General features: G+C 35.2%; 35 protein-coding genes and 1 pseudogene. 28 read left to right on the plus strand and 8 right to left on the minus strand.

Annotated elements, in window-relative coordinates; translation table 11 throughout:
* Positions 1 to 442: 442 nt before the first annotated feature.
* From M3166_RS02955 to M3166_RS02970, 4 genes are all read right to left on the minus strand, one after another.
* Positions 443 to 631 carry a hypothetical protein gene (locus M3166_RS02955; protein ID WP_251687197.1) on the minus strand — a complete coding sequence of 63 codons (189 nt, stop codon included), beginning with the start codon at positions 629 to 631 and terminating at the stop codon, positions 443 to 445.
* Positions 632 to 1,080: 449 nt separating this feature from the next.
* Positions 1,081 to 1,374, minus strand: a complete 294-nt coding sequence (locus M3166_RS02960; protein WP_251687199.1) for a hypothetical protein — start codon at positions 1,372 to 1,374, stop codon at positions 1,081 to 1,083.
* Positions 1,375 to 1,464: 90 nt separating this feature from the next.
* Entirely contained in the window at positions 1,465 to 1,680 is a 216-nt protein-coding gene (locus tag M3166_RS02965) for a hypothetical protein (protein WP_251687201.1), read from the minus strand.
* Positions 1,681 to 1,735: 55 nt separating this feature from the next.
* Positions 1,736 to 2,197, minus strand: coding sequence for a hypothetical protein (locus tag M3166_RS02970; RefSeq protein ID WP_251687203.1), 462 nt, complete (start codon positions 2,195 to 2,197; stop codon positions 1,736 to 1,738).
* A gap of 315 nt (positions 2,198 to 2,512) precedes the next feature.
* Here M3166_RS02970 and M3166_RS02975 point away from each other — a divergent pair, with 315 nt between their 5' ends.
* The 9 genes and pseudogenes from M3166_RS02975 (at position 2,513) to M3166_RS03015 (ending at position 8,175) form a co-directional block, all read left to right on the plus strand.
* A complete protein-coding gene (locus M3166_RS02975) occupies positions 2,513 to 3,031 on the plus strand; it encodes an RNA polymerase sigma factor (protein ID WP_251687205.1) in 519 nt (172 codons plus the stop codon).
* Positions 3,015 to 4,064, plus strand: a complete 1,050-nt coding sequence (locus M3166_RS19475) for a DUF4030 domain-containing protein (protein WP_251687207.1) — start codon at positions 3,015 to 3,017, stop codon at positions 4,062 to 4,064. Before M3166_RS02975 ends, M3166_RS19475 begins: the two co-directional genes overlap by 17 nt.
* Positions 4,065 to 4,329: 265 nt before the next feature.
* Entirely contained in the window at positions 4,330 to 4,728 is a 399-nt protein-coding gene (locus M3166_RS02985; protein ID WP_251687209.1) for a MarR family winged helix-turn-helix transcriptional regulator, read from the plus strand.
* Complete coding sequence (locus M3166_RS02990; protein WP_251687211.1) at positions 4,729 to 5,070, plus strand: DUF3147 family protein; 342 nt, start codon at positions 4,729 to 4,731, stop codon at positions 5,068 to 5,070.
* A 260-nt stretch (positions 5,071 to 5,330) separates the two neighbouring features.
* Complete coding sequence (locus M3166_RS02995) at positions 5,331 to 5,759, plus strand: NUDIX hydrolase (protein ID WP_251687213.1); 429 nt, start codon at positions 5,331 to 5,333, stop codon at positions 5,757 to 5,759.
* A 218-nt stretch (positions 5,760 to 5,977) separates the two neighbouring features.
* Positions 5,978 to 6,562, plus strand: a complete 585-nt coding sequence (locus M3166_RS03000) for a CGNR zinc finger domain-containing protein (protein WP_251687215.1) — start codon at positions 5,978 to 5,980, stop codon at positions 6,560 to 6,562.
* A gap of 119 nt (positions 6,563 to 6,681) precedes the next feature.
* Positions 6,682 to 7,236: an HPP family protein gene (locus M3166_RS03005; RefSeq protein ID WP_251687217.1), complete on the plus strand. Its 555-nt coding sequence runs from the start codon at positions 6,682 to 6,684 to the stop codon at positions 7,234 to 7,236.
* 200 nt (positions 7,237 to 7,436) lie between these two features.
* Positions 7,437 to 7,550, plus strand: a pseudogene (locus M3166_RS03010) (integrase); the annotation flags it as partial.
* A 184-nt stretch (positions 7,551 to 7,734) separates the two neighbouring features.
* Positions 7,735 to 8,175: a DUF3997 domain-containing protein gene (locus M3166_RS03015; RefSeq protein WP_251687219.1), complete on the plus strand. Its 441-nt coding sequence runs from the start codon at positions 7,735 to 7,737 to the stop codon at positions 8,173 to 8,175.
* Positions 8,176 to 8,375: 200 nt separating this feature from the next.
* Here M3166_RS03015 and M3166_RS03020 read toward each other — a convergent pair whose 3' ends face one another.
* The gene (locus M3166_RS03020; RefSeq protein WP_251687221.1) at positions 8,376 to 8,906 is read right to left on the minus strand and encodes a GNAT family N-acetyltransferase; all 531 of its coding nucleotides are present in this window, start codon (positions 8,904 to 8,906) and stop codon (positions 8,376 to 8,378) included.
* 394 nt (positions 8,907 to 9,300) lie between these two features.
* Here M3166_RS03020 and M3166_RS03025 point away from each other — a divergent pair, with 394 nt between their 5' ends.
* From M3166_RS03025 to M3166_RS03040, 4 genes are all read left to right on the plus strand, one after another.
* Positions 9,301 to 9,618, plus strand: a complete 318-nt coding sequence (locus M3166_RS03025) for a PadR family transcriptional regulator (RefSeq protein ID WP_251687223.1) — start codon at positions 9,301 to 9,303, stop codon at positions 9,616 to 9,618.
* Positions 9,605 to 10,171, plus strand: coding sequence for a DUF2812 domain-containing protein (locus tag M3166_RS03030; RefSeq protein WP_251687225.1), 567 nt, complete (start codon positions 9,605 to 9,607; stop codon positions 10,169 to 10,171). Before M3166_RS03025 ends, M3166_RS03030 begins: the two co-directional genes overlap by 14 nt.
* Before the next feature lie 471 nt (positions 10,172 to 10,642).
* Entirely contained in the window at positions 10,643 to 11,701 is a 1,059-nt protein-coding gene (locus M3166_RS03035) for an S-layer homology domain-containing protein (RefSeq protein WP_251687227.1), read from the plus strand.
* Positions 11,702 to 11,931: 230 nt separating this feature from the next.
* Positions 11,932 to 12,540 carry a transglutaminase-like domain-containing protein gene (locus M3166_RS03040; RefSeq protein WP_251689997.1) on the plus strand — a complete coding sequence of 203 codons (609 nt, stop codon included), beginning with the start codon at positions 11,932 to 11,934 and terminating at the stop codon, positions 12,538 to 12,540.
* Positions 12,541 to 12,919: 379 nt separating this feature from the next.
* Here M3166_RS03040 and M3166_RS03045 read toward each other — a convergent pair whose 3' ends face one another.
* From M3166_RS03045 to M3166_RS03055, 3 genes are all read right to left on the minus strand, one after another.
* Positions 12,920 to 13,417: a hypothetical protein gene (locus tag M3166_RS03045; RefSeq protein ID WP_251687230.1), complete on the minus strand. Its 498-nt coding sequence runs from the start codon at positions 13,415 to 13,417 to the stop codon at positions 12,920 to 12,922.
* 247 nt (positions 13,418 to 13,664) lie between these two features.
* Positions 13,665 to 13,874, minus strand: coding sequence for a hypothetical protein (locus M3166_RS03050; protein WP_251687231.1), 210 nt, complete (start codon positions 13,872 to 13,874; stop codon positions 13,665 to 13,667).
* Positions 13,874 to 14,836 (minus strand): S8 family peptidase, encoded by a 963-nt coding sequence (locus M3166_RS03055; RefSeq protein WP_251687233.1) that lies wholly within the window; start codon positions 14,834 to 14,836, stop codon positions 13,874 to 13,876. Before M3166_RS03055 ends, M3166_RS03050 begins: the two co-directional genes overlap by 1 nt.
* Before the next feature lie 632 nt (positions 14,837 to 15,468).
* On the opposite strand from M3166_RS03055, the gene M3166_RS03060 reads away from it, so the two are divergent.
* The 15 genes from M3166_RS03060 (at position 15,469) to M3166_RS03130 (ending at position 26,506) form a co-directional block, all read left to right on the plus strand.
* Entirely contained in the window at positions 15,469 to 15,909 is a 441-nt protein-coding gene (locus tag M3166_RS03060) for an NUDIX hydrolase (protein WP_251687235.1), read from the plus strand.
* A gap of 226 nt (positions 15,910 to 16,135) precedes the next feature.
* Positions 16,136 to 17,101, plus strand: a complete 966-nt coding sequence (locus tag M3166_RS03065; protein ID WP_251687238.1) for a quinone oxidoreductase family protein — start codon at positions 16,136 to 16,138, stop codon at positions 17,099 to 17,101.
* Between the two features lie 14 nt (positions 17,102 to 17,115).
* Positions 17,116 to 18,090 (plus strand): hypothetical protein, encoded by a 975-nt coding sequence (locus M3166_RS03070; RefSeq protein ID WP_251687240.1) that lies wholly within the window; start codon positions 17,116 to 17,118, stop codon positions 18,088 to 18,090.
* Positions 18,091 to 18,209: 119 nt separating this feature from the next.
* Positions 18,210 to 18,983 carry a GNAT family N-acetyltransferase gene (locus tag M3166_RS03075; protein ID WP_251687242.1) on the plus strand — a complete coding sequence of 258 codons (774 nt, stop codon included), beginning with the start codon at positions 18,210 to 18,212 and terminating at the stop codon, positions 18,981 to 18,983.
* Between the two features lie 127 nt (positions 18,984 to 19,110).
* Positions 19,111 to 19,302 carry a hypothetical protein gene (locus tag M3166_RS03080; protein ID WP_251687244.1) on the plus strand — a complete coding sequence of 64 codons (192 nt, stop codon included), beginning with the start codon at positions 19,111 to 19,113 and terminating at the stop codon, positions 19,300 to 19,302.
* A 474-nt stretch (positions 19,303 to 19,776) separates the two neighbouring features.
* A complete protein-coding gene (locus M3166_RS03085) occupies positions 19,777 to 20,037 on the plus strand; it encodes a metal-sensitive transcriptional regulator (protein WP_008404135.1) in 261 nt (86 codons plus the stop codon).
* 51 nt (positions 20,038 to 20,088) lie between these two features.
* Positions 20,089 to 20,565 (plus strand): DsrE/DsrF/DrsH-like family protein, encoded by a 477-nt coding sequence (locus M3166_RS03090; protein WP_285848706.1) that lies wholly within the window; start codon positions 20,089 to 20,091, stop codon positions 20,563 to 20,565.
* Between the two features lie 10 nt (positions 20,566 to 20,575).
* The gene (locus M3166_RS03095; protein WP_251687245.1) at positions 20,576 to 20,917 is read left to right on the plus strand and encodes a rhodanese-like domain-containing protein; all 342 of its coding nucleotides are present in this window, start codon (positions 20,576 to 20,578) and stop codon (positions 20,915 to 20,917) included.
* A gap of 13 nt (positions 20,918 to 20,930) precedes the next feature.
* A complete protein-coding gene (locus M3166_RS03100; RefSeq protein WP_079527489.1) occupies positions 20,931 to 21,227 on the plus strand; it encodes a rhodanese-like domain-containing protein in 297 nt (98 codons plus the stop codon).
* A gap of 49 nt (positions 21,228 to 21,276) precedes the next feature.
* Positions 21,277 to 21,837: a sulfurtransferase TusA family protein gene (locus M3166_RS03105; RefSeq protein ID WP_251687247.1), complete on the plus strand. Its 561-nt coding sequence runs from the start codon at positions 21,277 to 21,279 to the stop codon at positions 21,835 to 21,837.
* Position 21,838: 1 nt separating this feature from the next.
* Positions 21,839 to 22,234 (plus strand): DsrE/DsrF/DrsH-like family protein, encoded by a 396-nt coding sequence (locus M3166_RS03110; protein WP_251687249.1) that lies wholly within the window; start codon positions 21,839 to 21,841, stop codon positions 22,232 to 22,234.
* A gap of 44 nt (positions 22,235 to 22,278) precedes the next feature.
* Complete coding sequence (locus M3166_RS03115; protein WP_251687251.1) at positions 22,279 to 23,406, plus strand: MBL fold metallo-hydrolase; 1,128 nt, start codon at positions 22,279 to 22,281, stop codon at positions 23,404 to 23,406.
* A 125-nt stretch (positions 23,407 to 23,531) separates the two neighbouring features.
* Entirely contained in the window at positions 23,532 to 23,759 is a 228-nt protein-coding gene (locus M3166_RS03120; RefSeq protein ID WP_251687253.1) for a sulfurtransferase TusA family protein, read from the plus strand.
* 143 nt (positions 23,760 to 23,902) lie between these two features.
* A complete protein-coding gene (locus M3166_RS03125; RefSeq protein ID WP_251687256.1) occupies positions 23,903 to 24,688 on the plus strand; it encodes a sulfite exporter TauE/SafE family protein in 786 nt (261 codons plus the stop codon).
* A 162-nt stretch (positions 24,689 to 24,850) separates the two neighbouring features.
* Positions 24,851 to 26,506 (plus strand): alkaline phosphatase, encoded by a 1,656-nt coding sequence (locus M3166_RS03130; RefSeq protein WP_251687258.1) that lies wholly within the window; start codon positions 24,851 to 24,853, stop codon positions 26,504 to 26,506.
* Positions 26,507 to 26,579 lie beyond the last annotated feature (73 nt).

Here is a 26,579-nt window from a genome sequence, read left to right on the forward strand (position 1 = left end):
CACCTCCTTATCAGAAGAAGCACATTGAAATACCTTTTAGACCTTCTGAACCTTTACCTTTTGATTGGCAGGTTGTGCCTTCGATTCTTCAGCAACTTAATGAACCTAATCCTGAGTGGTGGAGTCGTCTTAAAGATATTACCGTGCCGACTCTTATCTTAAGTGGTGACTCCAGTCATATTCCGCAATACAAATTACATGAAGTATCTGAACTTATCCCGAATTGTAAATTGCTAACAATAGAGAATGCTGGGCATCATGTACATGATGATAATTTAACAGCATTTTTATCCGCGGTAAAATGTTTTCTTAACTAATGATTTTTCATATGATTAATCTGTAATTTTTGTTCAACAATCGGGCGCTTTCCTGGAAAAAAGGAAGACCCTAAAGTGATTTTATAAGGAATTCCAAGAGCAATAAGAACAAAAAACCACTGAGATCATTCTTCAGTGGCTTCTTCTTGTTTCTTTGATTCAAGAATTTTACGGTTTTGCTCTATTACTTCTTTATTTTCCTCTATTGTAAGCTTGATGTTTTCAAGCATTTCTTTATCTTCATTACTACTAATTTCAGAATTATTCTTTAGGTGTTCATCTAAATTGGATGATTTATTATCTTTAATAATCACTAAATTCACCTCTCAGAATTACTATATTTTTAGTATAAATGATTTAAAGCAACTTTTATATTAAATTTATGTATCATTTTCAGAATTTTGATTATTCTAGTCGTTTACTGGGTAAGAGCTTGCTGTTTTCGGTGAACGAAATAGCTTCTTTTCCAATCTACGACTCTCTGATCCTGTCCTTATATGCTCTATGAAATATGGGGAAATATTGATTTGACAATGGTAATAAAACAGCCCTTTTTAATTGGTTCGTATTATCAACTACGTTTTTAAAATTGTATTTGGGAAATCTTTGTGCTTATAGATGTGATGCTACCCTTTTCAGATAAGGGCCAAATTGCTGTATAAGTAAGTGGCTCTTATTTAAATAAAAAAGACAGTAGATAAAATCGAAATCTTCGACATGTCTACCGTCTAAAGGGGACGAATAACTTTCGGCATTTTTACTATCAACTGCTGGTTACGAATTTTTTAACTTCCGAAGCCTTATCACCGTTTAATAAATGCGTCACACCAAATATTTCACCTTTTCCCTTATGATTAATGGCAACGTCTAAATCATTCATAATTTGCTTCATGTACTCGAATGCTTTATGCGTATTTTCATCTGTAGGTGCCCATTGATCAACTAAATCTGTTGATTCTACTGCTTCCCCATTAGGACCTAAATGTACCGTACGGGCAAATTGCTTATTAGATATATAACTGGTTAAAAGAAACAAATTTATATAATCTTCTTCCAATTCTTTATTTGCTCTAATTAAATGAATTGGGGAATCAGTATTGACTATTAGTGACTTCAAGTAATACTCGAAACCTTCATCGTTACCCGATTATTTCAACTTTGGATCGTCCATCGGTTCGGAAAGTAATACGTTCATCTTTGAAACCCATGCTCCGATTGCAGCTTGATAAATTTGAGATTCAGATGCTTCTACAATGTTTCTATTTGTTGCTTCATCTTTGTCACTTGAATATTTAAGGACCCCACTGAGTGTAACCATAGATATAACGACAATAGCAGACCCAAATAAAATTTTTGATTTCATGCACAAACTCCTTTCCCTAATAAATTTAATATAACCAAGAACCGCGAGACAAAATTCAATTTCTCTTAATTAGACTGATTGCTGCTGTTTTATCCAACTGCTCAATTTCTATGTCATTGGTGGAAAAGTTATAATCCACACTCTGGATAAATTTTTCAAATACCATAGCTATTGAGACATGGTTATCAACACTCCAAACAATATTGTATTTTCCCTTATGGTTAGATTCTCTAAAAATATCAAGCTCAATTTTTTTAGTATTTCTAGTCTTTCCATTTTCCTTAAAGTAAATTTTAATTGTACCGGAGTCTGTTATCCAATTACCGATTTTATTAATAATTACTTCTTTATCATCATCAGGGGACTTACTTTCAACTAATAAGCTCTCTTCAAAATAGATCCAATAAATTAAAAAAAATAATATAATTAAGAAACCAAAACCCAATACTTTAAGTGTCTGTTTTTTTACAGCTCTAATTTCTTCTTGAATCAATTTCTCATTATTTAAGTTATTCATTTAGAACCCCCTTACCTATAAATGTTACCATAAAAATTTATTTGTTTTACAGTTTATCCCTTTTTAATTGATAAACTTCAGGCCATATTGTTGAATAACATCTTTTGGGGAGTGTTATAAAAGAATGCACCCCAACGTTTAAAAAAGCACTAAGGTCCTTACAATTGAGCGCGATTTTTAAAAGGCAAGTGCTTTTCAAATTGCATAAAAATTCCGGAATGAAGTTTAATTTTATGTTTTTAATTTTTAGTTTTAAAAAACGTGACGAAGTTAGTTTAATTTACGTCTAAGTATATAGAAAAGGAGGGAGCACCTTTGAAACAAGAGGAGTTGACCAAATGGATTGAACAATACGGTGAATCGGTATTAACATACATACTATTAATCGTGAGGGACTATCAACAAGCAGAAGATTTAACACAGGAAACATTTATAAAAGCCTTTAAGCACCAACATCAATTTGAACAAAAATCCTCTGTGAAAACATGGCTATTTAGCATCGCACATAATGTCACCAAGGACTATTTCCGAAAAAAACATCCGTTGCAGCACTTTTTCGGTTTAACGATGGAAGAGAAAGATTACAAGCCAATGCCCGAGCAAATCGCAGCAATGAATTTTCAAACAGAACAATTATACAGAACGATTCAACAATTAAAGCCTACATACAGGCATGTCATCATCTTGCGAAAGTTAAAAGAATTTTCAACTGCAGAAACAGCTCTTATTTTAAACTGGTCTGAGAGTAAAGTGAAAATGACATTAACAAGAGCGTTAGTTCAACTGAAAAATGAGTTGATAAAGGGAGGGTTTACCAGTGAAATTTACAGATGAACAATTTAGTGAACTCGAAGAAGAATTAAAGATAACGGAGAAATCCAAAAATCAACTTAAATATAAGATTTTGCAGAATATAAATAAACGTAAAAAGCATAATAGAAAACGGTATTTTTGGATTGTTGTTGCGGTTTGTATGCTATTTATCGTTACTTCACCGTTTTATTCACCCACAATGGCGAGGGTAGCGGAGAGAATATTACCAATTTCTATTACTCCAAGTTATTCAAATGGTCAGTATAATCCAGATTTAACATCCCAACTTGCAGAATTAGTTGAAAGGGAAGGATACTCTTTTAATTCAGTAGGAATCAAGCCATCGCCATATACGATAGAAATATCGCTTATATTGAAAGATTCTACATTGAAGCAGGCAACAGAAAATCTCGAACCAAAGGTAACAAATTTTCTATATGAAAATGGTTATGACCAGTATGAATTAATAATTTCTGAAGGAACTGAAGCACAAATTCCTCCAAAGTCTGAAGAGGATGACACATACGATAAAGTACGTGAGATAGTGAAAGAAGTATTCTCAGCCTATGGATATGCCAAGGAAGCAGATTATGAATTAGCTGGGTTACAAGAAACATGGTTTTCCAATATTGTTTTAATTGATATGCCTGACCATGTCGATGAGTCCAATGAAATTGTTAAGGATATCGAAAAAGAAATAGAAGCACAGGATTTAAATATTAAGGATATTAAAGTAAGTACTTTTAATTTAAAACATCGCCAACAAGATAACCGTTGGGGTTATATTTCATCTGATATATATAATGCAATGGCTGGGAAATCCACTTATCAAGTGACTGGGCTCTCCTATAAGGTAAGGAAAGGACACTCCTATGTTTCAATCAAAACGGATTTTGAACAACCACCTTCGGAAGGAATAATAGAAAAAATTGAATTAGCTGTACAAGATTACTTAGCTTTAACGGATACGAAAGAGGTAATACAAGGTGACAAATATACGATTCAATTCCTATTAAAGAATGGAGAGGAATCGTTTATTAAAATAAAAAACTAAATTAAATAGGAACACATAGTCTTTAATTATTTGGATAAATGTTTAAATCTCTTTTCAACTTTTCATCTTGAAAAAATGGCGCGATTCTTCAATAAGAAAATCGCGTTTTTCCGTTAAAGGGCCATTTAATGAAGTAAGGGACCATTTATGGAATTAAGCTTTAATTAATAATATTGGTCATTAGGGAAAGGCAATTTTATTGTTGTAAATATATCGTATATTACGATATAATCGTTTTGATCGATTTAAAATTGAGGTGATTATAGTGATTCAAGATATAAACAAATACTTTACTGACATTTATTTCAATTTACATCCCGCACAAGAAGAAGTGATTTCGCATCAAAGTGTCCGCATTTTACAAATGGTTCAGAAACAGCAATATGTCGTGATTCGTGACATTGCTGAGCAATTATCAATTTCACACAATACAGCATCAGAACATGTGAAAAAATTAGTGAGTAATGGGTGGTTGTATAAAGAGAGGTCGAATGAAGATCAACGAAAGGTGTATTTACATTTAACAGAATTAGGTTCAGAAATATTAAAAAAGAATACAGAATTAGATGAAAATAAATTGCAAGTCGCACTTAGCCGATTATCGACTAATGAAAGAGAAAAGATTGTTGAAGCATTTCGACTTTTAAGTGAGGTATCAAAATAAATGTATTTGCTAATAAAAATTATAAGTTCGGCTGCCATTATTGGTATCGTAACGGAATTGGCAAGACGATATCCTATTTATGGTGGCATTATAGCTGCCCTACCTTTAATTAGCATATTAAGTATCATTTGGTTAACGGTTCAAGGGGAAACTACTCAAAACATCAACAAATTTACACTGGGCGTTCTAGCAGGATTTCCAGCAACAATGGTAATGTTATTTGTGATTTATTTCGCTTTGAAACAATCTGTTCATTTAACGCTAGCAATTTCACTAGGAGTAGTTGCTTGGGGAATATTTTTAGTAGCTCAAAAATATATAATGGCAGCATTTATTTCGTAAAAAATTCTATACTGGGAAGGCCATTGTTATTCAACAATCGGGCGCGATTCTTCAATAAGAAGTACGCGTTTTTCCGTTCTAGGGCCATTTTGTGAAATAACATTCTTTATAAATGTTACTAATAGAAAGTATAATAAGGTTTGTAAATTAAGGACAATAAAGTTGAATAAGGGAACAGAATGCTGCAAAAATTAAAGGATAAATCCTTAGAATAAAGAATTTATTTAATGTTGTAAAACTCAAATATGAGGTGGATAAAAATGAAAGTTCAATTTTATGATATAGGTTCAGTAAATGAAGAGGATTTAAAATTTGTAGTTATAAGTGCTATTTATAAGGATCAATGGATATATGTAAGACATAAAGATCGAAAGTCCTGGGAAATTCCCGGCGGACATAAAGAACCTGGAGAACCAATTATTGAAACTGCTAAAAGAGAGTTATTTGAAGAGACAGGATGTGAAAAAGTTGATTTAGTTGCAATTTGCGACTATTCAATGGATGATTCTGTTAGTATGATTTTTGGAAGGTTATACTTTACTAAGGTAAAGGAAATGGGCCAATTGCCAATATCAGAAATTGATGAAGTGAAATTATTCGATAATCTCCCTAATAACCTTACTTATTTAGAGATTCAACCAAAATTATTTGAAAAGACACTTACCTTCCTTGAAGATGTTTGCCATTAAAGTAACAGGTGTTTAAGTGTAATCGGCCCCTGAATACCGCATTTAGTGCATTTTCATTATAGGGCCCCTTTAATAAGAAGAGGCTCTTTTTGCAATTAAGGGGTTAAATTGTAGAGGAAACAAGATCAATAATAAGATTAAATATCATTTGAGAAATAGAGTATAATTAGAATGTAACCTTAGGGTTAATATTCAACAATGAAATGAGTGATTGGTGTATGGAAGCAACAAATAAATTCCCACTGTTATCTGGAAATATATCATTAGATCTAGTAAATACTGAGGTAGTAAGATGGGGACAAAGATATGATTTATTTGCGAATAATGAAGATATACAGGATTGGCTCTATATAGTAAAAAAAGATAATTTGTTTTGGAATGAACAACTTTTTAATAAAATTAAGAAGCGTTCAAGCCAAGTAGCATCAAATATTTTAGAATTTCGAAATATTTTAAGGGAAGAATTTGAAGCTATTGCAAACCAACATCCCATTTCAAGTGATTTTATCTCTTTTTTAGAAAAGAAAATTGAAAAAGCACCATTTACATATAAACTGATAGAGCAAAATTTGATTCCTTTTCCGATTGGCGAGATTGAGGATATACTTGTATCATTGATTGCTTTTGATGTATTAACTTTACTCGAAGAAAACAAGCTTACTTATCTCAAAAGATGCTCTAATTCTGAATGTGTTCTTTTGTTTATAGATTTAAGTGGAAGACGAAAATGGTGTTCCATGAAAATATGTGGAAATCGGAAAAAAGTGGCAAGATTTCAACATCGAAAAGAAGAATGTGACTAAGAGTCAACTTTTAATGAGTTGGTTCTTTTTTTTGTTCTTTATAACTAACCCAAAAATTTAATATTTACAGGTTAGATAGGGAAATGTAGAATAATTTGTAAATAAAAGGGGGGATTACAATGAGTAATAAAATGGAAATCAATTGTGAAGAAAATCATTTAGCCAGTGTTCGGTACTTAACGAAGATGAAGGGGAAAGGCAGAAGTCCATTACAAATTAATGTAAAGGATTCTTTTACAGGATTAACTGGAGGGTTTCTAACTATTTTAACTTTAATTTATTTTACTAACTTGACTTCTACTGAATGGTTAATGGCTCCATTTGGTGCAAGTTGTGTGTTAGTATTTGGTGTTTGGAATGCTCCATTATCACAACCTCGAAATGTAATCGGTGGGCATCTTGTAGCAACATTCGTTGGTTTACTTATATTTCATTTATTTGGTAATGAACCATGGGCAATTGCTTTTGCAGTTGGCTTAGCGATAGCTATGATGATGCTAACTAAAACAACACATCCTCCAGCAGGGGCAGATCCACTAGTTGTTATGTTGGGAACATATAGTTGGAGTTATTTGATTTCTCCGGTTTTAATTGGATCCGTTGTCATCGTGATTTTTGCATTGCTAATCAATAACCTACGTAGTAATAGAAATTACCCAACGTTTTGGATATAAGAGTAATATGGGGGTAAGCGAATGAAACATTATGTGCTTAAACAACTAAGATTTGTTCGAGAAATACACTTAGTCAAGTGGTAGAGGACGAGATAGTACCCTACACTACTTCGACAGGTCTTAGCTTAAGAATTTTTAAATCATAGTATCTCCAAACTGTTTACAACAATCCTTTTTTCAGGAAAATTGCTCTTTACGATGCGCCAATCGATGTCATCCAGAGTCTACTTGGGCACGAAAAGAGTGAGACAACAAAAATTTATGCTCAGTTAATTGGAAAACTAAGACAGGATTATTACAGTAAATACTTTTGAAATTGAACTAGAAGCAATTTTTAGACACGCATGTATAAAGGTGCGTGTCCTTCTTTTATAGGGCCATAATGTTGAATACCAGTCTTTTATTATTTGTAAAAACCAAAGGAACTTATATCCATTCTGAGCGTATTAAAATAAAAAGTGATTAATTTTTAAATACGCTTAAAATGGAGGGTTAACGTTGAAACATTTAATTTTATTGATATTTACTTGTTTTATTCTATCAGGATGTGCGGGATTAGCAGATTATACAATTTCATTAGACAACGGTTATCGCATTGATAGACTTTCAGCTCATCAAATTCAAATTTACGGAGATGAAGCGGTAAATGATGGAGATGATACGACATTTAATCATTTATATGTACCATCTGAAGTGACTGCTGTATGGTGGGACGATCAATATATTATTGCAAAACAATTGAGTTTAAGGGCGGATGAACGAGGATATGAAAAACCTCCAAAAACACCTGCTGACAATGGTTATTCTTATTGGATAATCGAAATAGATAAGAACGAAGTAAAAGGACCACTTACGCTAAAAGAGCTAGAGAATGACACGAACCAACTAGAAATTAACATTGTATTTACACCAATCGATAAGTTGAAAAGGGAACCATAATTAAATATTATTAATGAGAATATGATACCTTTCAAAAACGACCCTAAAAACCATTTTGTGTATTTTCCTTCTTCAACAATCTGGGGGCTTTTCTTGAATAAGGAAAGGCTCTTTTTTGCGTTAGAGGGCCATTTTTATAGACTTCAAAATTTTAATTTGGGGAACGTTTATTAGCTTTATTAATGTATGAAGATGTTCGTTTAAGATTTAGCTTCCCATTCACTTTCTAGAATTCCCATCTCTATAAGATTCCAATATTCATCGCCATTTTTTCTAGCATCTCTAAGTAAACCTTCTTTTTTGAAACCCACTTTTTCATAGCATTTAATGGCAGGTGTATTGAAGTCGAATACACCTAGTGTCACTTTATGTAAGTTAAGTTTTTCAAATGCAAATGTTAAGGTAGCTAACATTAATTGCTTACCATAGCCATTTCCTCTACTTTCTGATTGTCCAATTAATACTTTTCCGATTCTTGCAGATTTGTTAATTCGGTCAACATTTCCAAGAGAAATATGTCCAATCACTTCATTGGTCGATTCGTCTACAGCTTTAAATAGATATTTTGAAGCATTAACTGTATTAGCATCCTTCAGATAATTTTCAAGTTGCTCTACAGTTAATGGGTAAGTAAATGCAGGTCCACCCCATTGTAAAGCAAAGGATGAATCAGGTATCCATCTAATAAGTTGGTGAAAATCAGCTGATGAAAATGGCTCTAATTTTAACATAATAATACACCCCTTCTTAATATTGATATATTAATATAATACACTACGAATGAATATTATGTAAATTTTGGAATTAGTTTATAAAACGTTGGGGAATTTTGTTGTATATAACCTTGTGAACACATAAAACTAATGACATTCATTATTCAACAATGGGGCGCGATTCTTCAATAAGAAGATCGCGTTTTTCCGTTAAAGGGCCTTTTAATTCAAAAAGATTAAACAGAAGTCGCTATCCATATTGAAAGGAAAGCGGTTTTTTTATTGTGTTCTGTTAACGCTTATACTAATAAACTTTTTACGAATTATGGAAATAAGTTGACTATACAGTTGAACTGTATCATGTTATTCCTAAGTATAACTGAATAGTTGAACTGAATATGGGGTGAAAAATATGAAACATAAATTATTGCCATTGTCTGAAACGATGCATTACATTTTATTAGCGCTACGTGAGCCACTTCACGGTTATGCCGCAATGCAGAAAATAGAACAGATGAGTAATGGCACAGTAATTTTAGCAGCAGGTACATTATACGGTGCGATTGAAAACTTGAATAAGCATGGTTGGATTGAACCAGTTGGTGAAGATGGGCGTAGAAAAGTGTTTAGGATTACTGCCGAAGGATTTGCAATTTTGGAAATGGAAAAAAACAGATTGGACCATATTCTATCCCTTTATGAAGGAAGTGATTTGAATGATAAAAATTAAGAGCTTTTTTGATATTGATAAAGAAGAGAAATGGCTGAATAAGCAATTACAAAATGGCTTTCAATGTAAGAATATTAGTGGATTAGGCATATATACATTCGAAAAGACTGATAAGCGATATGTGATGCGACTGGATTATCAAGAGTATTTACCAAAGGAAAAGTTTGAAGACTACAAAGGGATGTATGAGGATTTTGGATGGAACTGTATAAAGGGTTCCCAGCGTGGATTACAGTATTGGCAAAAAGAAGCTGATGCTGTAAATGAACTCTATTCAGATCGCCATTCCAAGAGTAATTATTATAAAAGAGTGATGAATTATACATCTGGTTTAACTGTAGTATCATTTTTTATTTCTTATATGATTTACAAAGATTCGGGCTTATATTTAACGGAAGGTCTTTGGAGTATGGAAGGGGCATTATTTTGGAAAGCTTTTTTATTTGAAACGCCATTTGCCCTTTTAAGGTCGTGTCCCGCTCTCATAACAATTTTCTTAGGTAGCAGTTTTTATAAAGCTTATCGAATACATTCCATATTAAAAGAGCAATAATACGAAAAGGTCATAATGTCTTAAATAACATGTTGAGCAAAAGTCTATCTTACTTTTATTCTCGTGTCTTCCACAATCGGGCGCGATTCTTCAGTAAGAGGATCGTGTTTTTCCGGTATAGGGCCATATTGTTGAAGAACAGTCATTTTTGTTACCAAGCAGTGCTTTAAAGATGTAAAGGAGTTCCCCAAGTAAACGGTTTGTACAATTCATAGTGACCCTCATTGTTATGATAATTGAGTTAAGGCCGTTGTTAATTTGGAGCATATTAGTGATTAATCTTCTTCTCCCTCCATAGTTTTAAAAGACTTGCTAAAAAAATTAGAATAAATTTGAAACTAATTTTCATTTTTTCCGTCTGTACAGCGTTGTACAGCAGGATAGGTATGTGTAGGTATGTCAATCATAAGACGATGTACAGAAATATAAACAAACTTAAAATGGAATAAGTGTTATAGGAGATGAAGGAAAATGAAGAAGACATTAATTACAGCAGGGTTAGCAACAGGTTTATTTTTCACAAGTATGATGGGTACAGGTGCAGATGCAAGCGCTAGTTCAGTGCATTACCAAGATGTAAAGACATCAGACAACTTCTATTCAGCAGTAGAAAGCTTAATAGATCAAAAAGCTATTAGTAGAACTAATGACAAATTTAGACCATACGAGAACGTAACACGAGGTCAAGCTTCTAGTATAATTGCAAAAGTTTTAGAACTTGATATAGAAAATGTTAAAAATCCTAAATTTAAGGACGTTCCAAAGGATCACCAATTCTATAAATATATTGCCGCTTTAGAGAATGCAGGACTTGTTAAAGGAAAGGGTACCGGTGTATTCGGCATCAACGACCCTTTAACTCGTGGGCAAATGTCTTCAATTTTAGTGAAAGGATTTGAAATTCCATTAATCGGTATTCAAGATGTAGGATTTAAATTCTTTAGTGACACTACATTTTATACAGGGGGTGGCGATAATAGTGCCGTTGAGAATGGTGATGTTTGGCTTAAATTTGGTGGTCAATTCAGTCAAGTGATTGAAACGATGAATTATTATGGATTTGTTTCGGGATATAAAGCGGGATATAAAGATGAACACCATGATTTTGAGGTAGTAAATTTTAAACAAGGAGAAGCACTTAAGCGTTCTCAGTTAGCATTGATGATTAACAGTATGCAAAAAGGAACTCAATTTGAATATTTATACTTCAAAGACTTTGACATAACTAATAGAAGTGTCTCTATTGGAGCAGGTGGAGGATGGAAAGATGATAAAGCTGTAATTGATAATTCTTCGATTATCTCTATTAAGGAAATTTCTAACTATGAAAAAGAAGGATTCCTTAAAGGGTCTGCTAGTGCAGGAAAAATAAACAATGTATATGCCATTCTTGAGCCTAAAAAAGTTGGTAAGACTTTTGCAAGATTTGACAATGGTGGAACTGGCAAAGAGAAAGTTCTAGAAATTACTGTTACAGGATCAAAGGGTAATTTTGAAGTTTCTTATAAAGATGTAACACTAGAGAAATAAGTAACAATTGAAATGGGGTGCTTGACATCCCATTTTTATTGCTTGAATTTATAAGGTTGACTCGAAAGATTTTTTATCAGTATAAATTAAAATTCTTGAAAAAGGAATTACGCCTTCTTTTACTAAAGGGCCAGATTGTTAATTACTGGCTATAAGTTTATCTTTAACATATGTATAATAATTGTTATTGTTGTAATATTATACATTGTAGTGGGAAGTGAGTGGAGAAAATGAAAATGTTCTGTGAGTCCGATAATTTAACAGATTATTTACTTGAACTAACTGAAGTTGATTTTTCTAATCCTTTAATTAGCGCAAAAGTGGATGAGCTTTTTAATCCTACCCAAACTAAATTTGAGAAAGCAAAGGTAGCTTTTGAATTTGTTCGAGATGAAATTTCTCACTCATGGGATATTCAATCTAATCGAGTTACATGTAATGCTTCGGAAGTATTAGAATTTAAAGAGGGGATTTGTTATGCAAAATCACACCTCTTAGCATCTTTATTACGATCACAAGGAATCCCAACAGGCTTCTGTTATCAGCGATTAATGCTGTTTGATACGCCAGAAAAAGGGTATTGTATTCACGCTTTAAATGCCATTTACTTTGAATCACTTAATAAATGGATAAGATTAGATGCTCGTGGGAATAAAGTCGGTATTGATTCACGATTTTCAGTAGATGAAGAAAAATTGGCTTTTCCCATTAATGAAGAATTGGATGAAAAAGATTATCCAGTCATATTTGTTAACCCGCACCCCAAAACGATAGCTGTTTTAGCGAAACATACTGATGCATTAAAAATGTATAAAAATCATTTACCTAGTAGTTTATAAATGTTCCATTAAAGAGCGCATTTCTTCAATAAGAAGATCGCGTTTTTACGTTATAGGGCCATATTGTTGAGTAAGATTTTTTCTGGGGGGAGTGTTAGAGAAGATGCAGATTTATACCGGAAATAGAATGGCTATACAAGTTTTATGCAAATTAAAGATCATGCCCAGAAAGTATAAAAGCTGCTTTAGTACGTTTAATTGACTTGCATAAAATCTAGTATAAACAATGTTTCAATAAAAAATCGGTAAACGCTGCTACAACAACGTTTACCGATTTTTTTTGACCCTATACTTTGATTTAGGAACGTTATTAAGATCTTGTTTATATATATTATAATCTCTACAATTTAAAGATTGCTGAGAACAAAATAAATAATTTTTAACGAGTCTCCGTTGTTAATAATTCAAGTGTTTTCCATACAACAATTTTTTCAACTTCTTTTCCGTCACTATCAAATTTAATTTTTAATCTGCGTGCCTTATCTACTTTTACATCACCCAGCGAAAATTTTATAACAATTTTTCCTTCACCATTAATTTCTAAACCGTTTATGTTTTTTAATTCTCTTCCATACGATTCATCATATAAACCAGTTTTCATTGATGGTTCTGCTCCGAAAATCTCATACTTTATACCATCTTCTTCGTATGTAGTAAGCGAGTCGGGATAATCTTTAACGAATTCAATCGATTTTAGTGTTATCGGGGATTCACCTGTCCATTGAATTGGGGCTACCAAATAAAAAGTTTCTTTTTTCCAATCAGTACCGAATTGCCCTAATAAAAATTCACCGTCCACCTCCTTAACCTGTTTGATACACCCAACTAGTGAAGCTAAACAAAATAAAGAAATTAAACATAATAGTATTCTTTTCATAAAACACCTCTTCGAAATTTTACCATGAAACTATTGGTTATTAGGTAATATTCGTTGGAAAAGTTACCAAAGCGTCCTTTTGTATCTTTTCAATGTGATTCTATTTATATGTTACCTCCATTCAAATCGAGTGAATTGAGAAGTTCTTTTTAAAATGATATCTCAGAGCGTTATTTTCTAATAAAAATAGCGACAAACACTGAATTAACAGTGCTTGTCGCTGTTTGAAATGTTAACAAACTTTCATTTACGAACGGTTTAACCGATTTGTATGTGTTTTTTCAAGCAGTGTGTGAAGGCTATCTAAAAGATTGGCGTCTGTGAATGAAATGCTCTGATAGTATTGATTTCTGACTTCCTCATCTTTCTTTTCGTCATAATAAGGATCGATTTTCCTTATTAAAAAGTCTGACTTGGCCGTTTCCCATTCACAGTATAGCAAATTTAGTTTTTCCATTATATTTTCAACGCCTTTGCAGATAATTCTTGGTTGAACACCTCCGATAAGTATTTCTCTGTTGTTAAGTACAGCAATCCGTTGCCTTCGAGTTTTGGCGAGTTACCTAAAGGAATGGTTCTCTTTATTAATTGTGCATACAGCTCAGTCTCTGTCAGATTTCGTTCAAAGTTTCTGTTGGCATTCACTTTTATGAGTGCAAGTGCACCGGATACATGCGGTGTTGCCATCGAAGTTCCGCTTAGTTTTGCATAAGTTCCGTTTAAATACGTTGAAAGGATTCCTTCACCAGGGGCTACTAAGTCGACTTCATTATTCGAATTTGAAAATTCAGAAGAACTGCGTTGCAGGTTAATGGATCCGACGCTGATGACTTCATTGTAGCAGGCGGGAAAGGCAAATTCATTTGAAGAACTCTGTCCATCTCCCTCATTACCAGCGGCACAAACTACTAGAATTTGATTAGTGATTGCATTTTGAATAGCCTGGTGTAACTCAGGTACATCGACAGAACCTCCGAGGCTCATGGAGATGATATCCACCTTTTGTTCAACTGCATAGTTAATACCATTTATGATCCAGTCGTATTGCCCTGATCCACTTTTATCAAGCACTTTTAAAATCAATAAACTTGCTTCAGGTGCAACACCAACTACTCCCGTGCCGTTATGAATTGCAGCAATTGTGCCAGCCACATGGGTTCCATGGCCATTATAATCGATGTATACATCAGGTTGTCCATCATCATCACGAGTGAAATTCCGTCCGCCGATAATACGCTCACTCAAATCAGGGTGGGTGATGTCGCAGCCTGTGTCCAATATCGCAACAGTGATTCCCTTCCCTTTAGAATTCTCCCAAATTTCTGGTGCTGCAATAAGTTCAATACCTTTTGGCACCACTTCGACCATTTCGACCACTTCATCCACTTGATATGGTAATAAGTGTAACTTTTTCTCCATTTGTATCCCTCCTGAAAGAATTAAGTTTTAAGTGTATTCATGGTAGTTGATAATAGTCTAACAATTCTGAATAATTAATAAAAGTTACAATAGATGTGTTTTTATCTAACTAACGGAATTTTAAAAGTGAAAATAGTATTGGTATCTATTAGTCAATCACGCATGATAAGGGGGCTTTGGGGGTTCTGGGAAGTCGTGAGGCACTTCATCACGATAGGCAATTGTTCATTTCCACGGCCCATTGTTATACCAGATTAAGCGGCTAGGCGTTGCTTCATTACTTAGCTAATGATTTAAAGGGGCAATTCGAGTATTATACAATTGATGGGAAAACCATTCCTACCGAAAATTTGAAAAATTACGATCCTGTGGAAAACACACATATAAGTATAGAATAATACATATTTCCATAAATTTAACGCGATTCTTCAGTAAAAAGATCGCGTTTTTTCATTATAGGGCCAGATTGTCGAACAAGGTTTTTAGGGTGGTAATAATTGGTATGCTATATTATTAATAGGTTATTGTTTAAAGGTTCTATAACCGGGCGCAATTCTGCAGAAAAAAAAGCGTCTACGAAATGAAATGGGCCAAGTGTTTAAGGATAAAGTATAAATTTCAGGGGGTATTTTATGTTTGTAGTAAATGTAGAAGGGGCAATTCGTCGCGATGAGAAATGGCTTTTAATCCGCAGAAGCGAAAAGGAAGAGCATGCTGGTGGAGGTCTCTCATTAGTAGGAGGAAAGTGTGAAATTGAAGGTGCTTCGTCTGATATTCTGGAAAGAACATTAAAACGAGAAGTTTTTGAAGAAGTAGGTAGCGAAATTACAGGCATTAAATATGTAAATAGCTCCTCCTTCGTGACAGAATCAGGGATAAATGTGATCGATATTGTTTTCCTATGTCATCATAAATCTGGAGAACCTTACGCTAAAAGTACTGAAGAAGTGGATGATGTTATTTGGATGACTACATCTGAGGTTCTTGCACATACGGAACTACCTTTATTTCTAAAAGAAAACATTAAACTTGCAGAGAAAACACTACAAGGTAATTTGCAGATGAAATATTAGTTATACATATTTCATAATCGGGTGCAATTCTTGAAAAGAATTGTGCTTTTTACGTAATCGGGCCAAATTGTTGAGTAATAAAAATACGGAGCTGCTATATAAGGAGTATAGAGAATTGATTCCTCCAAAAGTCGTATGTTAATATTTCCCTTTTTATTTTACTGTTTTACATATAACACCAAGGATGATTTAGTGGACTATATGTGAATTGAAATGGGGGAATTAGATGAAAGCTATTATTCAAAGGGAATTTGGAGATGCAAATGTCCTTTCATATCAGGATATTGAAATACCGAAAATTGGAGAAGGTGAATGTTTAATAAAGGTTTCATATACAAGTGTGAATTATGCAGACATAAAAAAACGGATTGGCAGTAAAGGAAAAGGAAATTTCCCTTTAATATTAGGACTAGATACTGCCGGGACAATCGTAGAGACTGCTCCCAACTCAAATTTTTCTATTGGAGATCGTGTCATTGCTTTTCCGAAAGGTGGTTCCTATAAAGAATATGTGCTTGCGAATGAAAAACTGATTTTTAAAATTCCGGACACCCTTTCTTTTGAACAAGCTGCTGCAATGCCGACTGTATCCATCCTGTCTTATATGCTTTTACATGAAATAGGGCAAGTAAAAGAAACAGATACAATTGTCATACATAGTGCGGCTGGCGGCGTAGGTTCGATGCTTGTACAATTAGCGAAAATCGCAGGCATCCAACATATCATTGGTACGGTAGGTAATATAGAAAAAGCAAAGTATGTTAAGAAACTTGGAGCTACCATGGTTTTTACGTATGAGACATTTGCAGAGGAAGTCCTAAAGGTAACAAATAATCAAGGGGCAAATCTTATTTTTGATTCAGTTGCAGGTCACGTAACAAGCAAGAGCCTAGATTGCTTAGCGTTATATGGCACTCTTGTGCAATTTGGGAATAGCAGTGGGGAAGTTGGTCAATTTAAAACAAGTGATGTCCATAACAGCTGTCGAAATATTAAAGGGTTTAGCTTAGGTACCACGAGAGAGCATGATCCATTACGATTGGCACCTGTTGCTGAAAAAGTAATTGACCTTTTTAATTCAAAACAGCTTTCACTTCCAATTGCGCAAATTTTTAGTTTAGAAGATGCTACAGCAGCACATCAATTGATAGAGAGCCGTAATTATGAAGGAAAAGTTTTACTGAAAGTATAATGGAGGGCAATTGATTGAATCAAATTGTTGATATTTCATCATTTAAACAAGCACAACAGTATGTTAATTTTGTAATCTTGTGGCCTTCTCATTTACCTAGTGGATGTTCTGTTCAAAATATTTCTCTAAAAAAAGAATCAAACTGTACTCGTTCGTCAATTCGTTTTGAGATTATAAGTAAAAATAGGGTAGTAAGAGTAAAGCAATTTTATTATGATTGGGGAATTCCTGTTGTCTATGCGGATACTAACCTTGTTACTCCAGGTGAATCTTTTGTGGTTAACGGGATTGTGGGATTTATAGGTGTCGATTACAAAGGAAATCGTGCGGCTTGTTATGCGAAGTGGTTCACGAATGTAGAATTATCCGTTTTAGAAGGAAAATTTGAAGATGAAGAACTGATTAAAGTCATTGAATCATTTACCCCACTGGATTCGTTTAGTATTGAACATTGGGGTAAAAAGTCATTTAGCTCAACGAGTTTTACGGCCAGATATGGAATGGCTAAGTGGGATGAAGATGAAATTTCCAGAGTGCAGTGGCATGAAAATAATTTTGACATCCGCAAAAGAACTATATTTCAAAATATTTATCTCCCTGCCATTGAATATCAAGAATTTTTCCTGGATTCAATAGGACATAACCAAAATAATTTTGGTGTAGAAACGCATTTTCTATATAGATCAAAAATCAATTATACTGACGGCATTTGGTTATGGTTAGCCCCAGAGGAATTGATTGGCAAACTCTCCTATAAAGAAGGTGATAATATTGGTAAAAGACAAAGTTGGAATGTTAAAAAGAAAAACCTTTTAATAGGGAATATAGATATTACATTGTTTTTACATAAACAAAATACACAATATTATGGTTGGTATGCTCATTGGAAAATTGGAAAATATACTTATCAATTATATGTTCGCCCATCAGTAAATATTGATATAGATATGATAACTGGATTTATAAAGACATTAAATGAAGTGGAATAAGTTATATCAAAATAAAATATAAAGCGATATTCACTAAATCAAAATTGCTAATTAAAACTTACTGGTATTCAACAATTGAGTAAATGGCACAATTTAATAAAATATAAAGGTGTGTACTTGTGATAATACTTAATCAAAATAATTTTGAAAATTTAAAAAGTACTTTAAACAAAAGCAATATAACATGTCCGACTTTCGTATATTCAATTATGGATGGCTATATACAAGGAACAGTTTATGCAGACTCTAAATCTCCTAAGTCAGTTCTGATTGGAACAAATTCAGGTATTTATTTTGTGGGAGGAGAGGTAGATAACTTGGATTTTAATAAATTTCTCTTTGAACTGTATAGGCATAGGAAAAATAATAAATTACGATTCAGTTTATTTTCTACATCGGAAAAATGGAATTGTGCAATAATGAATCAGTTAAAGGATGAAATAAAGCAACTAAGCAGATTTTCTTTTGAACATACTGATAAAGAAATAGATAGAAAAATGGCACTATCCAGTGAATATACTATAGAAAAAATAAACAAAGAAATAATAAAGAAAAGCTTGGAATTTAATGAAGATTACTATAAAGAATATTGGGGGTCCACGTCAAATTTTATTGAAAAGGGTTTTGGATTCTGTATTTTACATAATGAGAAAGTTATTAGTGAATGTTCTGCAATTTTTTCATCTCAAGAATTTGCAGAGATTGATATCATTACTCACAAAGATTATAGAGGAAAAGGATTAGCAGCTATAATCGCAACCGCATTTATAGAGTATTGTTTGGAAAGTAGTATCATTCCTAAATGGGACTGTGATGTATCAAATGATTCTTCTATAAAATTAGCAGGAAAATTAGGGTTTGTTACTCCTGTTAACTATTCAATTTTCGTTTAGAAGCATTAAACTAATTCCCTTTACAACAATTTAGCGCGATTCTTCAATAAGAAAATCGCGTTTTCCTGTATTATGAAGGTAAATAAATTCCCCAATTATATGAAATGGAAGTTAGGAGTTGAAGAAGATGTTAGATAAAATAAAAGGTTCATTTACATCTAAGCAATTAATTTGTTCTAATTGTGGTAGAAAAATTGAAGAAGGTGAACGATTTACAGCTAATATAACGATGCCTTCTGAAAAAAATATGCTGGTCTCAAGATTAGATAATGCAATTGCAAGAACTGCAAACAATGTATTTTGTGAAAGATGTCAGTAATGGACATAAAAAAATAATTTATAAAAGAGCAAGAAGCACTGATAAAGTATACAAAATAAACCCAATAAACGTTCCTAAATGAAATATTGGGAATAAACCGAAAAGCTATGAACACTGTTAAATCAGCATTCATAGCTTTTTTTATAGAACATTACCTAGGCAGTTTTTTATGCACGGAATATAAACATATATGAAGTAACGTAAGTTGAAAATGATAATACTTTTATATAAAAACCTTAGTTGAAAGTACTTCCTGCCAATTTTAAAGTAAGGACTTACTAAGTGTTTATAAGCTGTGTAAAAAAAGGATTTCTTTTTCATTGACTTTATACCTTACGGGGTATAATATAAGAGCAGGAATAGCCGACATACTGATGGCTATTCGGAAGAAATTTTACCGAAATTAAATGTTTGACATATACCCCGAGGGGTAGTAAAGTATGAGTAACAAATCATTTCAAAAGAGGTGAGCGTATGCAATATGATCCAAAAGTGTTGGCTCGTATGAAAAAGGTCGAAGGGCAGCTTCGCGGCATTTTACGCATGATGGAAGAAGAAAAGGACTGTAAAGATGTCATTACACAACTAAGTGCTGTCCGCTCTGCTGTTGACCGTACAATCGGTGTGATCGTAACGGATAACTTAGTGGAGTGTCTTTCAAAAGAAGATGCCGAAACGATGGATAAAAATGCCATGGTTAAACAGGCAGTGGATTTACTAGTAAAAAGTCGATAAGGCTTTTTATTTTTAAAATAAATTATACCTATAGGGGTAGGGGGACTTGAATTGGAAAAGAAAAGAACAACAATCGTATTATTCAGCGGTGATTACGACAAGGCGATGGCCGCTTACATTATTGCAAACGGTGCTGCAGCCTATGATCATGAAGTAACAATTTTTCATACTTTCTGGGGTATCAATGCATTAAGAAAACAAGAACCGGTAGCGGTTAAAAAAGGTTTCCTTGAAAAAATGTTTGCCAAGATGATGCCACAAGGTGCAGAGAAATTAGGTTTATCAAAAATGCAAATGCTAGGCATGGGTCCTAAAATGATCAAGCACGTTATGAATAAGCATAATGCATTGACGTTGACACAGTTAATTGAAATGGCGCAGGAACAGGACATTAAGCTTGTGACATGTACAATGACAATGGATTTACTGGGACTTGAAAAAGAAGAATTACTGGACAATATCGAGTATGCTGGTGTGGCCGCTTATTTGGCGGATGCTGAAGAAGGAAACGTAAACTTATTCATATAAGGGGTGACTTATGGAAACAATCTTATTAATCGCCGTAATCGCAGCATTTTTGTTCTGGCGTATAAAGCCGGCAAAAGGCGTCCATACGATGACAACGGCACAGCTTAAAACAGTGCTCAATGACAAAGATAAAGTATTTGTCGATGTACGGACACCTGCTGAGTATAAAGCGCGCAATGTGAAGCAGTTTAAAAATATCCCGCTTGGCTCCGATTTTTCGAAACTGCCAAAGGATAAGGAAATTGTTGTCATTTGCCAGAGCGGGATGCGTTCGAAACAGGCTTGTAATCAACTGAAAAAATTAGGCTATGAAAGAGTCACGAATGTACGTGGCGGCATGAGTGCATACTAAGGAGGAAAATGTAATGAAAACAATCTTACCAGAACAAGTTCAAGCAAAATTAGAAGCCGGCGAAGCAATTCATTTAATCGATGTTCGCGAAGTGGCGGAAGTAGAAGCAGGCCATATTCCAGGCGTTACACATATTCCATTAGGATTACTGGAATTCCGCATGCATGAATTGGATAAAAAAATCCCGTATATTATGGTTTGCCGTTCAGGTGGCCGCAGTGGTCAGGCAACAGCATTTCTGGAGTCACAAGGGTTTGATGTGACGAATATGACAGGCGGTATGCTTGAATGGAACGGCGAAGTAAAATAAAAAAATTTAAAATTAATTATACCCTTACTGGTATGAGTGGAGGAGAAAGATGATTAAATCAGACGTACAACTTGATGCAAAAGGTTTAGCTTGCCCAATGCCGATTGTGAAAACGAAAAAAGCGATGAATGACGTTGCAGAAGGACAAGTATTGGAAATTCAGGCAACAGACAAAGGCTCGGTAGCAGATTTAGCTGCATGGTCGAAAACAGTCGGCCACCAATATATCGGATCAAATGAAGTAAACGGTGTGTTTTATCACTATATCCGTAAATGTAATCCGGAAATCAGTGAAGCAGCGGAAAAATCTTTTGAACAGACGATTTCAAATGAAGATGCTGTAAAAGAAGAAGGCATGATTCTAGATGTACGTGAAGCAGCAGAATACGCTTTCGGTCATATTCCCGGGGCAAAATCAATTCCGATGGGTGAATTGGCACAACGTATGAATGAACTGGACCAAGACCAAACTATTTATGTGATTTGCCGTACAGGTACACGCTCAGATATGGCAGCAAAACAACTGGCTGAAGCTGGATTTACAAAAGTATACAACGTCTTGCCTGGAATGACAGGTTATGAAGGCGAATTACAGAAAGAGGTAGAGTAATATGACAAACAAAGTAGCAATCATCGCAGCAAACGGCGGTTTATTCGATGCATATAAAGTATTCAATATCGCAACGGCAGCAGCAGCTTCTGATAAGGAAGTAGAAATTTTCTTCACATTCGAAGGCTTAAACTTAATCCACAAGCAAGGTATGCATGCACTTGAAATGCCTGCAGGTAAAGAACATTTTGCGGAAGGTTTTGCCAATGCAAATGTACCGGCAATCCCGCAATTAGTAGAAATGGCACAGGATTTAGGTGTGAAATTCATCGCTTGTCAAATGACAATGGACGTAATGGGTCTGACAAAAGAAGATTTCGTAGATGGTATTGAAGTAGGCGGTGCGGTTACATTCCTTGAATACGCGAAGGATGCAGCACCAACGTTAACGTTTTAATAGAAAAAATTTTAAACAAAAATATACCTACGGGGGTAATTTAGATGACAGTAACAGCATGGACAGCCGCACAAGTGGCGCGTAAAGTAATTGAAAACAAAGAATTGTTTATTTTAGATGTTCGTAATGAAGACGCATTTAAAGACTGGAAAATTGACGGTCACAAATTCGAGTACTTAAACATTCCTTACTTCGATTTATTAGACGGTGTAGAAGAAATTTTACCACAAATCCCAACAGACAAAGAGGTATTGGTTGTATGTGCGAAAGAAGGCTCTTCTATCATGGTCGCAGAAATGATAGCTGAAGCAGGTCGTGAAGTAGCTTACCTTGAAGGCGGTATGAAATCTTGGTCAATGTACCTTGAGCCAATTAAAGTCGGCGATTTAGCAAACGGCGGTGAACTATACCAGTTCGTACGTTTAGGAAAAGGCTGTCTTTCTTACATGGCGATTTCTGAAGGCGAAGCGGCGATTATCGACGCAGTACGTTTCACAGAAGTATTCACGAAGTTCGCTGAAGAAAAAGGTGTTGAGATTAAACACGTTTTCGATACACACTTACACGCTGACCACATTTCTGGTGGTCGTCACATCGCTGCAGCTACTGGTGCAACATACTACTTACCACCTAAAGATGCAGAAGAAGTGGTATTTGACTACGCACCACTTGAAGACGGTTTAAAAGTACAATTAGGTGCTTCTGAAATCGAAGTAGGCGCACTTTATTCACCTGGTCACACAATCGGTTCAACATCATTTGTCATCGACGGTAAATACTTATTAACAGGTGATATCTTATTCATCGATTCAATCGGTCGTCCAGACTTAGCAGGACTTGCTGAAGACTGGGTTGGAGACTTACGCGAAACATTATATTCTCGCTACCGCACATTAGCAGAAGACTTAATCGTGTTACCAGCTCACTTTATGATCATTGACGAGCTGAACGAAGACGGAACAGTAGCAAAACGCCTTGGTGATTTATTTGCTGAAAACCACGGTTTAAACTTGGAAGACGAAGCAGAATTCCGCTCAATGGTAACAGATAACTTACCACCACAGCCAAACGCTTACCAAGAAATTCGCCACGTTAACATGGGCAAAATTACACCTGATAACGACGAGCAAACGGAAATGGAGATCGGTCCTAACCGTTGCGCAGTACGCTAATTGAAAGCTGGAAATTGAAATGTTAAACCTATGTGTGTCTCACGCTCAAGAGGCACGCAACCGTGTTACACGGGAAACTTATAGATCGCTTACAACAAACAAATTTAAGAATAGAGGAATTTCAAATGAATATTACACAAACATTAGATGCAAAAGGTTTAGCATGTCCAATGCCAATCGTAAAAACGAAAAAGGCAATCGATAAAATTAACTCTGGTGAAGTACTAGAAGTATTAGTAACGGATAAAGGTGCTTTAAATGATTTCAAAGCATGGGCAGGTGCAGGCGGCCACTCTATAGTAGAACAAAAAGAAGAAGCGGGCGTTCTGTACTTCTATATTCAAAAAGCATAAAAAAATAGCGGATAGAGACTGATTCTATCCGCTTTATCTTTATTCAGCGGGTGTAGATCACGCCCGTTGAATAAAGATAGGCCCCGGTTGAAGTAACAAATTCAGCTTAGGCATAATTGAATTTTTTGAAAGAAGGAAAACATATGGAAATCGATTTATCATTGATGTATATAGCGGTCATATTTGGACTTGGCTTTATCGGCTCGTTTCTTTCAGGCATGCTCGGTGTCGGCGGTTCGATCATCAAATACCCGATGCTGCTTTACATTCCGCCAATGTTCGGTTTAGTCGCATTTACCGCACATGAAGTTTCCGGCATCAGCGCCGTTCAAGTGTTATTCGCCTCGATTGCAGGGGTTTGGGCTTACCGGAAAAGCGGGTTACTAAACAAGGATCTTATTTTGTATATGGGTGCCGCGATTTTGGTCGGCAGCTTTATCGGCAGTTACGGTTCCGGATTTTTATCTGAAGATGCCGTCAATATTGTGTACGGACTACTCGCTGCCATTGCGGCTATCATGATGCTGATTCCAAAGAAAACAGTTGAAGAGCAAACAGAAATTACATTCAACAAAGTACTGGCGAGCTCCCTTGCGCTAATTGTCGGAGTAGGTTCCGGAATTGTCGGGGCAGCAGGCGGATTTTTACTCGTTCCGATTATGCTGACGGTGCTGAAAATTCCAACGCGCATCACGATTGCAACAAGTTTGGCCATTACGTTCATCTCATCAATCGGCGGCAGTATCGGCAAAGTGATGACTGGCCAAGTAGAATATTGGCCGGCTTTCATCATGATTATTGCAAGTATTATCGCGGCCCCGCTTGGGGCAAAGGTCGGACAGAAAATGAATGTTAAAATCCTGCAATGGCTCCTTGCGATTATGATCGGTGCCACAGCTATTAAAATTTGGGTAGATATTTTACAATAATAATAGACTAGAAAGAGGGGAGCGTCAGTTTAAGCTCCTCTCTTTTTGCATTTTCACAATGGCTCAATACATCTTTACAAATCTAGCATTCCAGATTTACAAAAGAACTTTACAATGAAATCGAATTACAAATTAGCGGTTGCTTAGGAGGATATTTCATTGATGAAGAACAAGAAAAAATGGTTTACTTATGCACTTGCAGGGACAGTAGCAGTATCATCAGTATCTGTTATGGAGTTCAATTCAGAGGCTGAAGCAAAACAGGCGAAAAAGGATCCGACAAATGTCATCATGCTTGTGATGGACGGTTCCAGCAATAATGCGGTATCGCTGGCACGCTGGTACAAAGGCGAGAGTCTCGCAATGGATGAAATTTTAACAGGTGGTGTGACAACACACTCGGCCGAATCAGCGATTACAGACTCGGCACCGGCTGGAACGGCTCTCGCTACGGGTCACAAATCAAACAGCGGGTATGTAGGGGTACTGCCATCCGTAGTTGATATGCCGGGCGTAGAAGGAAACCCCGACAATGCATTTAAACCAGTTGCAAATGTGTTAGAAGGAGCAAAACAACTGGGCAAGGCTACAGGAATCGTGTCAACTTCTGAAATTCAGCATGCGACACCTGCCAGTTTCTCTTCCCACGTAACGTCCCGCAGCAACTATGACGATATCGGTGAGCAGCAAGTGTATCAAAATATGGATGTGATACTTGGCGGTGGATATGATTACTTAAAATCAGAAAACCGGAAAGATGGCGAAAATCTAGTTAGTGTGATTGAAGAGAAAGGATATGACCTCATTACGACACGTGATGAGTTATTAACAACTAAATCCGATAAAATTTACGGAAGTTTTGCCGGTAGTTCTTTAGCATATGAACTAGATCGTACGAAAACAAATCCAAATGAGCCTTCGTTAGCAGAAATGACGTCTACAGCGATTAATACGCTGAACAAAGACAAAGACGGGTTCTTCCTGATGATCGAAGGCAGTAAAATCGACTGGGCAGCCCATGCGAATGATCCGATTGGAATGGTCACAGATATTTTGTCGTTCGATGATGCGGTAAATGAAGCGCTGAAATTTGCGAAGAAAGACAAAAATACGATGGTTATAGCTGTAACAGACCACGGCAACAGCGGGATTACGATTGGTAATGAAAACACAAATTCTACATATGACAAAATTAATATCTCCAATTATATTAACCCATTGAAGAAGGCAACGATGACAGTCGAAGGAGCACTCAGCCACTTAAAGCCAGATCGTTCGAATTTAGTGGAAGTAGCGAAACTATATGGACTGGATCATTTAACTGCAGAGGAAACGGCTGCCCTGAATGCAACAGAAACGAAGAAGCTTGCCGGTACATTCGTCAATCTTTTATCAAAACGTGCGGATTTAGGATACACTACTGGAGGACATACAGGCGATGACGTATTCCTGTACTCTTATGGACCAAAACGCATTTCCGGACTAGTAGATAATACTGATTTAGCAAAAGAAATGGCCAATTTCATGGGCATTAAGTTAGATAAATTAACAAAAGATCTTTACGCTAACGCAGAAGCAGCACTGAATGGCAAAGGAATGACGACTACAATCGACCTTTCGGATAAGGAAAATGCGGTACTTGTAGTGAAGAAAGGCACGACTACTTTTGAAATCCCTGAAAATAAGGATGTTATCATTAAAAAAACAACGGATAAATCAGGCAAAGAGACTACAAATGAAATACAGACAAATACAATCAGCGTATATAATGAAAGTGGTTTCTATATTTCAAAAGAAACAATCAATAAACTGAAATAAACACTAAAATAATCCTCGCCAGCTTATGTGGTGAGGATTTTTTACTGAACGTTTTGGAATCGTGCGCCTATAA

Source organism: Solibacillus isronensis (genome assembly GCF_023715405.1).
GTDB lineage: Bacteria > Bacillota > Bacilli > Bacillales_A > Planococcaceae > Solibacillus > Solibacillus isronensis_B.

What these genes read in the sequence shown, in the direction of transcription:
- M3166_RS02965 (WP_251687201.1), bottom strand. Translation starts at nt 1,680, where the DNA reads ATGAAATCAAAAATTTTATTTGGGTCTGCTATTGTCGTTATATCTATG.
- M3166_RS02970 (WP_251687203.1), bottom strand. Translation starts at nt 2,197, where the DNA reads ATGAATAACTTAAATAATGAGAAATTGATTCAAGAAGAAATTAGAGCT.
- M3166_RS02990 (WP_251687211.1), top strand. Translation starts at nt 4,729, where the DNA reads ATGTATTTGCTAATAAAAATTATAAGTTCGGCTGCCATTATTGGTATC.
- M3166_RS02995 (WP_251687213.1), top strand. Translation starts at nt 5,331, where the DNA reads ATGAAAGTTCAATTTTATGATATAGGTTCAGTAAATGAAGAGGATTTA.
- M3166_RS03000 (WP_251687215.1), top strand. Translation starts at nt 5,978, where the DNA reads ATGGAAGCAACAAATAAATTCCCACTGTTATCTGGAAATATATCATTA.
- M3166_RS03005 (WP_251687217.1), top strand. Translation starts at nt 6,682, where the DNA reads ATGAGTAATAAAATGGAAATCAATTGTGAAGAAAATCATTTAGCCAGT.
- M3166_RS03020 (WP_251687221.1), bottom strand. Translation starts at nt 8,906, where the DNA reads ATGTTAAAATTAGAGCCATTTTCATCAGCTGATTTTCACCAACTTATT.
- M3166_RS03025 (WP_251687223.1), top strand. Translation starts at nt 9,301, where the DNA reads ATGAAACATAAATTATTGCCATTGTCTGAAACGATGCATTACATTTTA.
- M3166_RS03030 (WP_251687225.1), top strand. Translation starts at nt 9,605, where the DNA reads ATGATAAAAATTAAGAGCTTTTTTGATATTGATAAAGAAGAGAAATGG.
- M3166_RS03035 (WP_251687227.1), top strand. Translation starts at nt 10,643, where the DNA reads ATGAAGAAGACATTAATTACAGCAGGGTTAGCAACAGGTTTATTTTTC.
- M3166_RS03040 (WP_251689997.1), top strand. Translation starts at nt 11,932, where the DNA reads ATGAAAATGTTCTGTGAGTCCGATAATTTAACAGATTATTTACTTGAA.
- M3166_RS03045 (WP_251687230.1), bottom strand. Translation starts at nt 13,417, where the DNA reads ATGAAAAGAATACTATTATGTTTAATTTCTTTATTTTGTTTAGCTTCA.
- M3166_RS03050 (WP_251687231.1), bottom strand. Translation starts at nt 13,874, where the DNA reads ATGGAAAAACTAAATTTGCTATACTGTGAATGGGAAACGGCCAAGTCA.
- M3166_RS03055 (WP_251687233.1), bottom strand. Translation starts at nt 14,836, where the DNA reads ATGGAGAAAAAGTTACACTTATTACCATATCAAGTGGATGAAGTGGTC.
- M3166_RS03060 (WP_251687235.1), top strand. Translation starts at nt 15,469, where the DNA reads ATGTTTGTAGTAAATGTAGAAGGGGCAATTCGTCGCGATGAGAAATGG.
- M3166_RS03065 (WP_251687238.1), top strand. Translation starts at nt 16,136, where the DNA reads ATGAAAGCTATTATTCAAAGGGAATTTGGAGATGCAAATGTCCTTTCA.
- M3166_RS03080 (WP_251687244.1), top strand. Translation starts at nt 19,111, where the DNA reads ATGTTAGATAAAATAAAAGGTTCATTTACATCTAAGCAATTAATTTGT.
- M3166_RS03085 (WP_008404135.1), top strand. Translation starts at nt 19,777, where the DNA reads ATGCAATATGATCCAAAAGTGTTGGCTCGTATGAAAAAGGTCGAAGGG.
- M3166_RS03095 (WP_251687245.1), top strand. Translation starts at nt 20,576, where the DNA reads ATGGAAACAATCTTATTAATCGCCGTAATCGCAGCATTTTTGTTCTGG.
- M3166_RS03100 (WP_079527489.1), top strand. Translation starts at nt 20,931, where the DNA reads ATGAAAACAATCTTACCAGAACAAGTTCAAGCAAAATTAGAAGCCGGC.
- M3166_RS03105 (WP_251687247.1), top strand. Translation starts at nt 21,277, where the DNA reads ATGATTAAATCAGACGTACAACTTGATGCAAAAGGTTTAGCTTGCCCA.
- M3166_RS03110 (WP_251687249.1), top strand. Translation starts at nt 21,839, where the DNA reads ATGACAAACAAAGTAGCAATCATCGCAGCAAACGGCGGTTTATTCGAT.
- M3166_RS03115 (WP_251687251.1), top strand. Translation starts at nt 22,279, where the DNA reads ATGACAGTAACAGCATGGACAGCCGCACAAGTGGCGCGTAAAGTAATT.
- M3166_RS03120 (WP_251687253.1), top strand. Translation starts at nt 23,532, where the DNA reads ATGAATATTACACAAACATTAGATGCAAAAGGTTTAGCATGTCCAATG.
- M3166_RS03125 (WP_251687256.1), top strand. Translation starts at nt 23,903, where the DNA reads ATGGAAATCGATTTATCATTGATGTATATAGCGGTCATATTTGGACTT.
- M3166_RS03130 (WP_251687258.1), top strand. Translation starts at nt 24,851, where the DNA reads ATGAAGAACAAGAAAAAATGGTTTACTTATGCACTTGCAGGGACAGTA.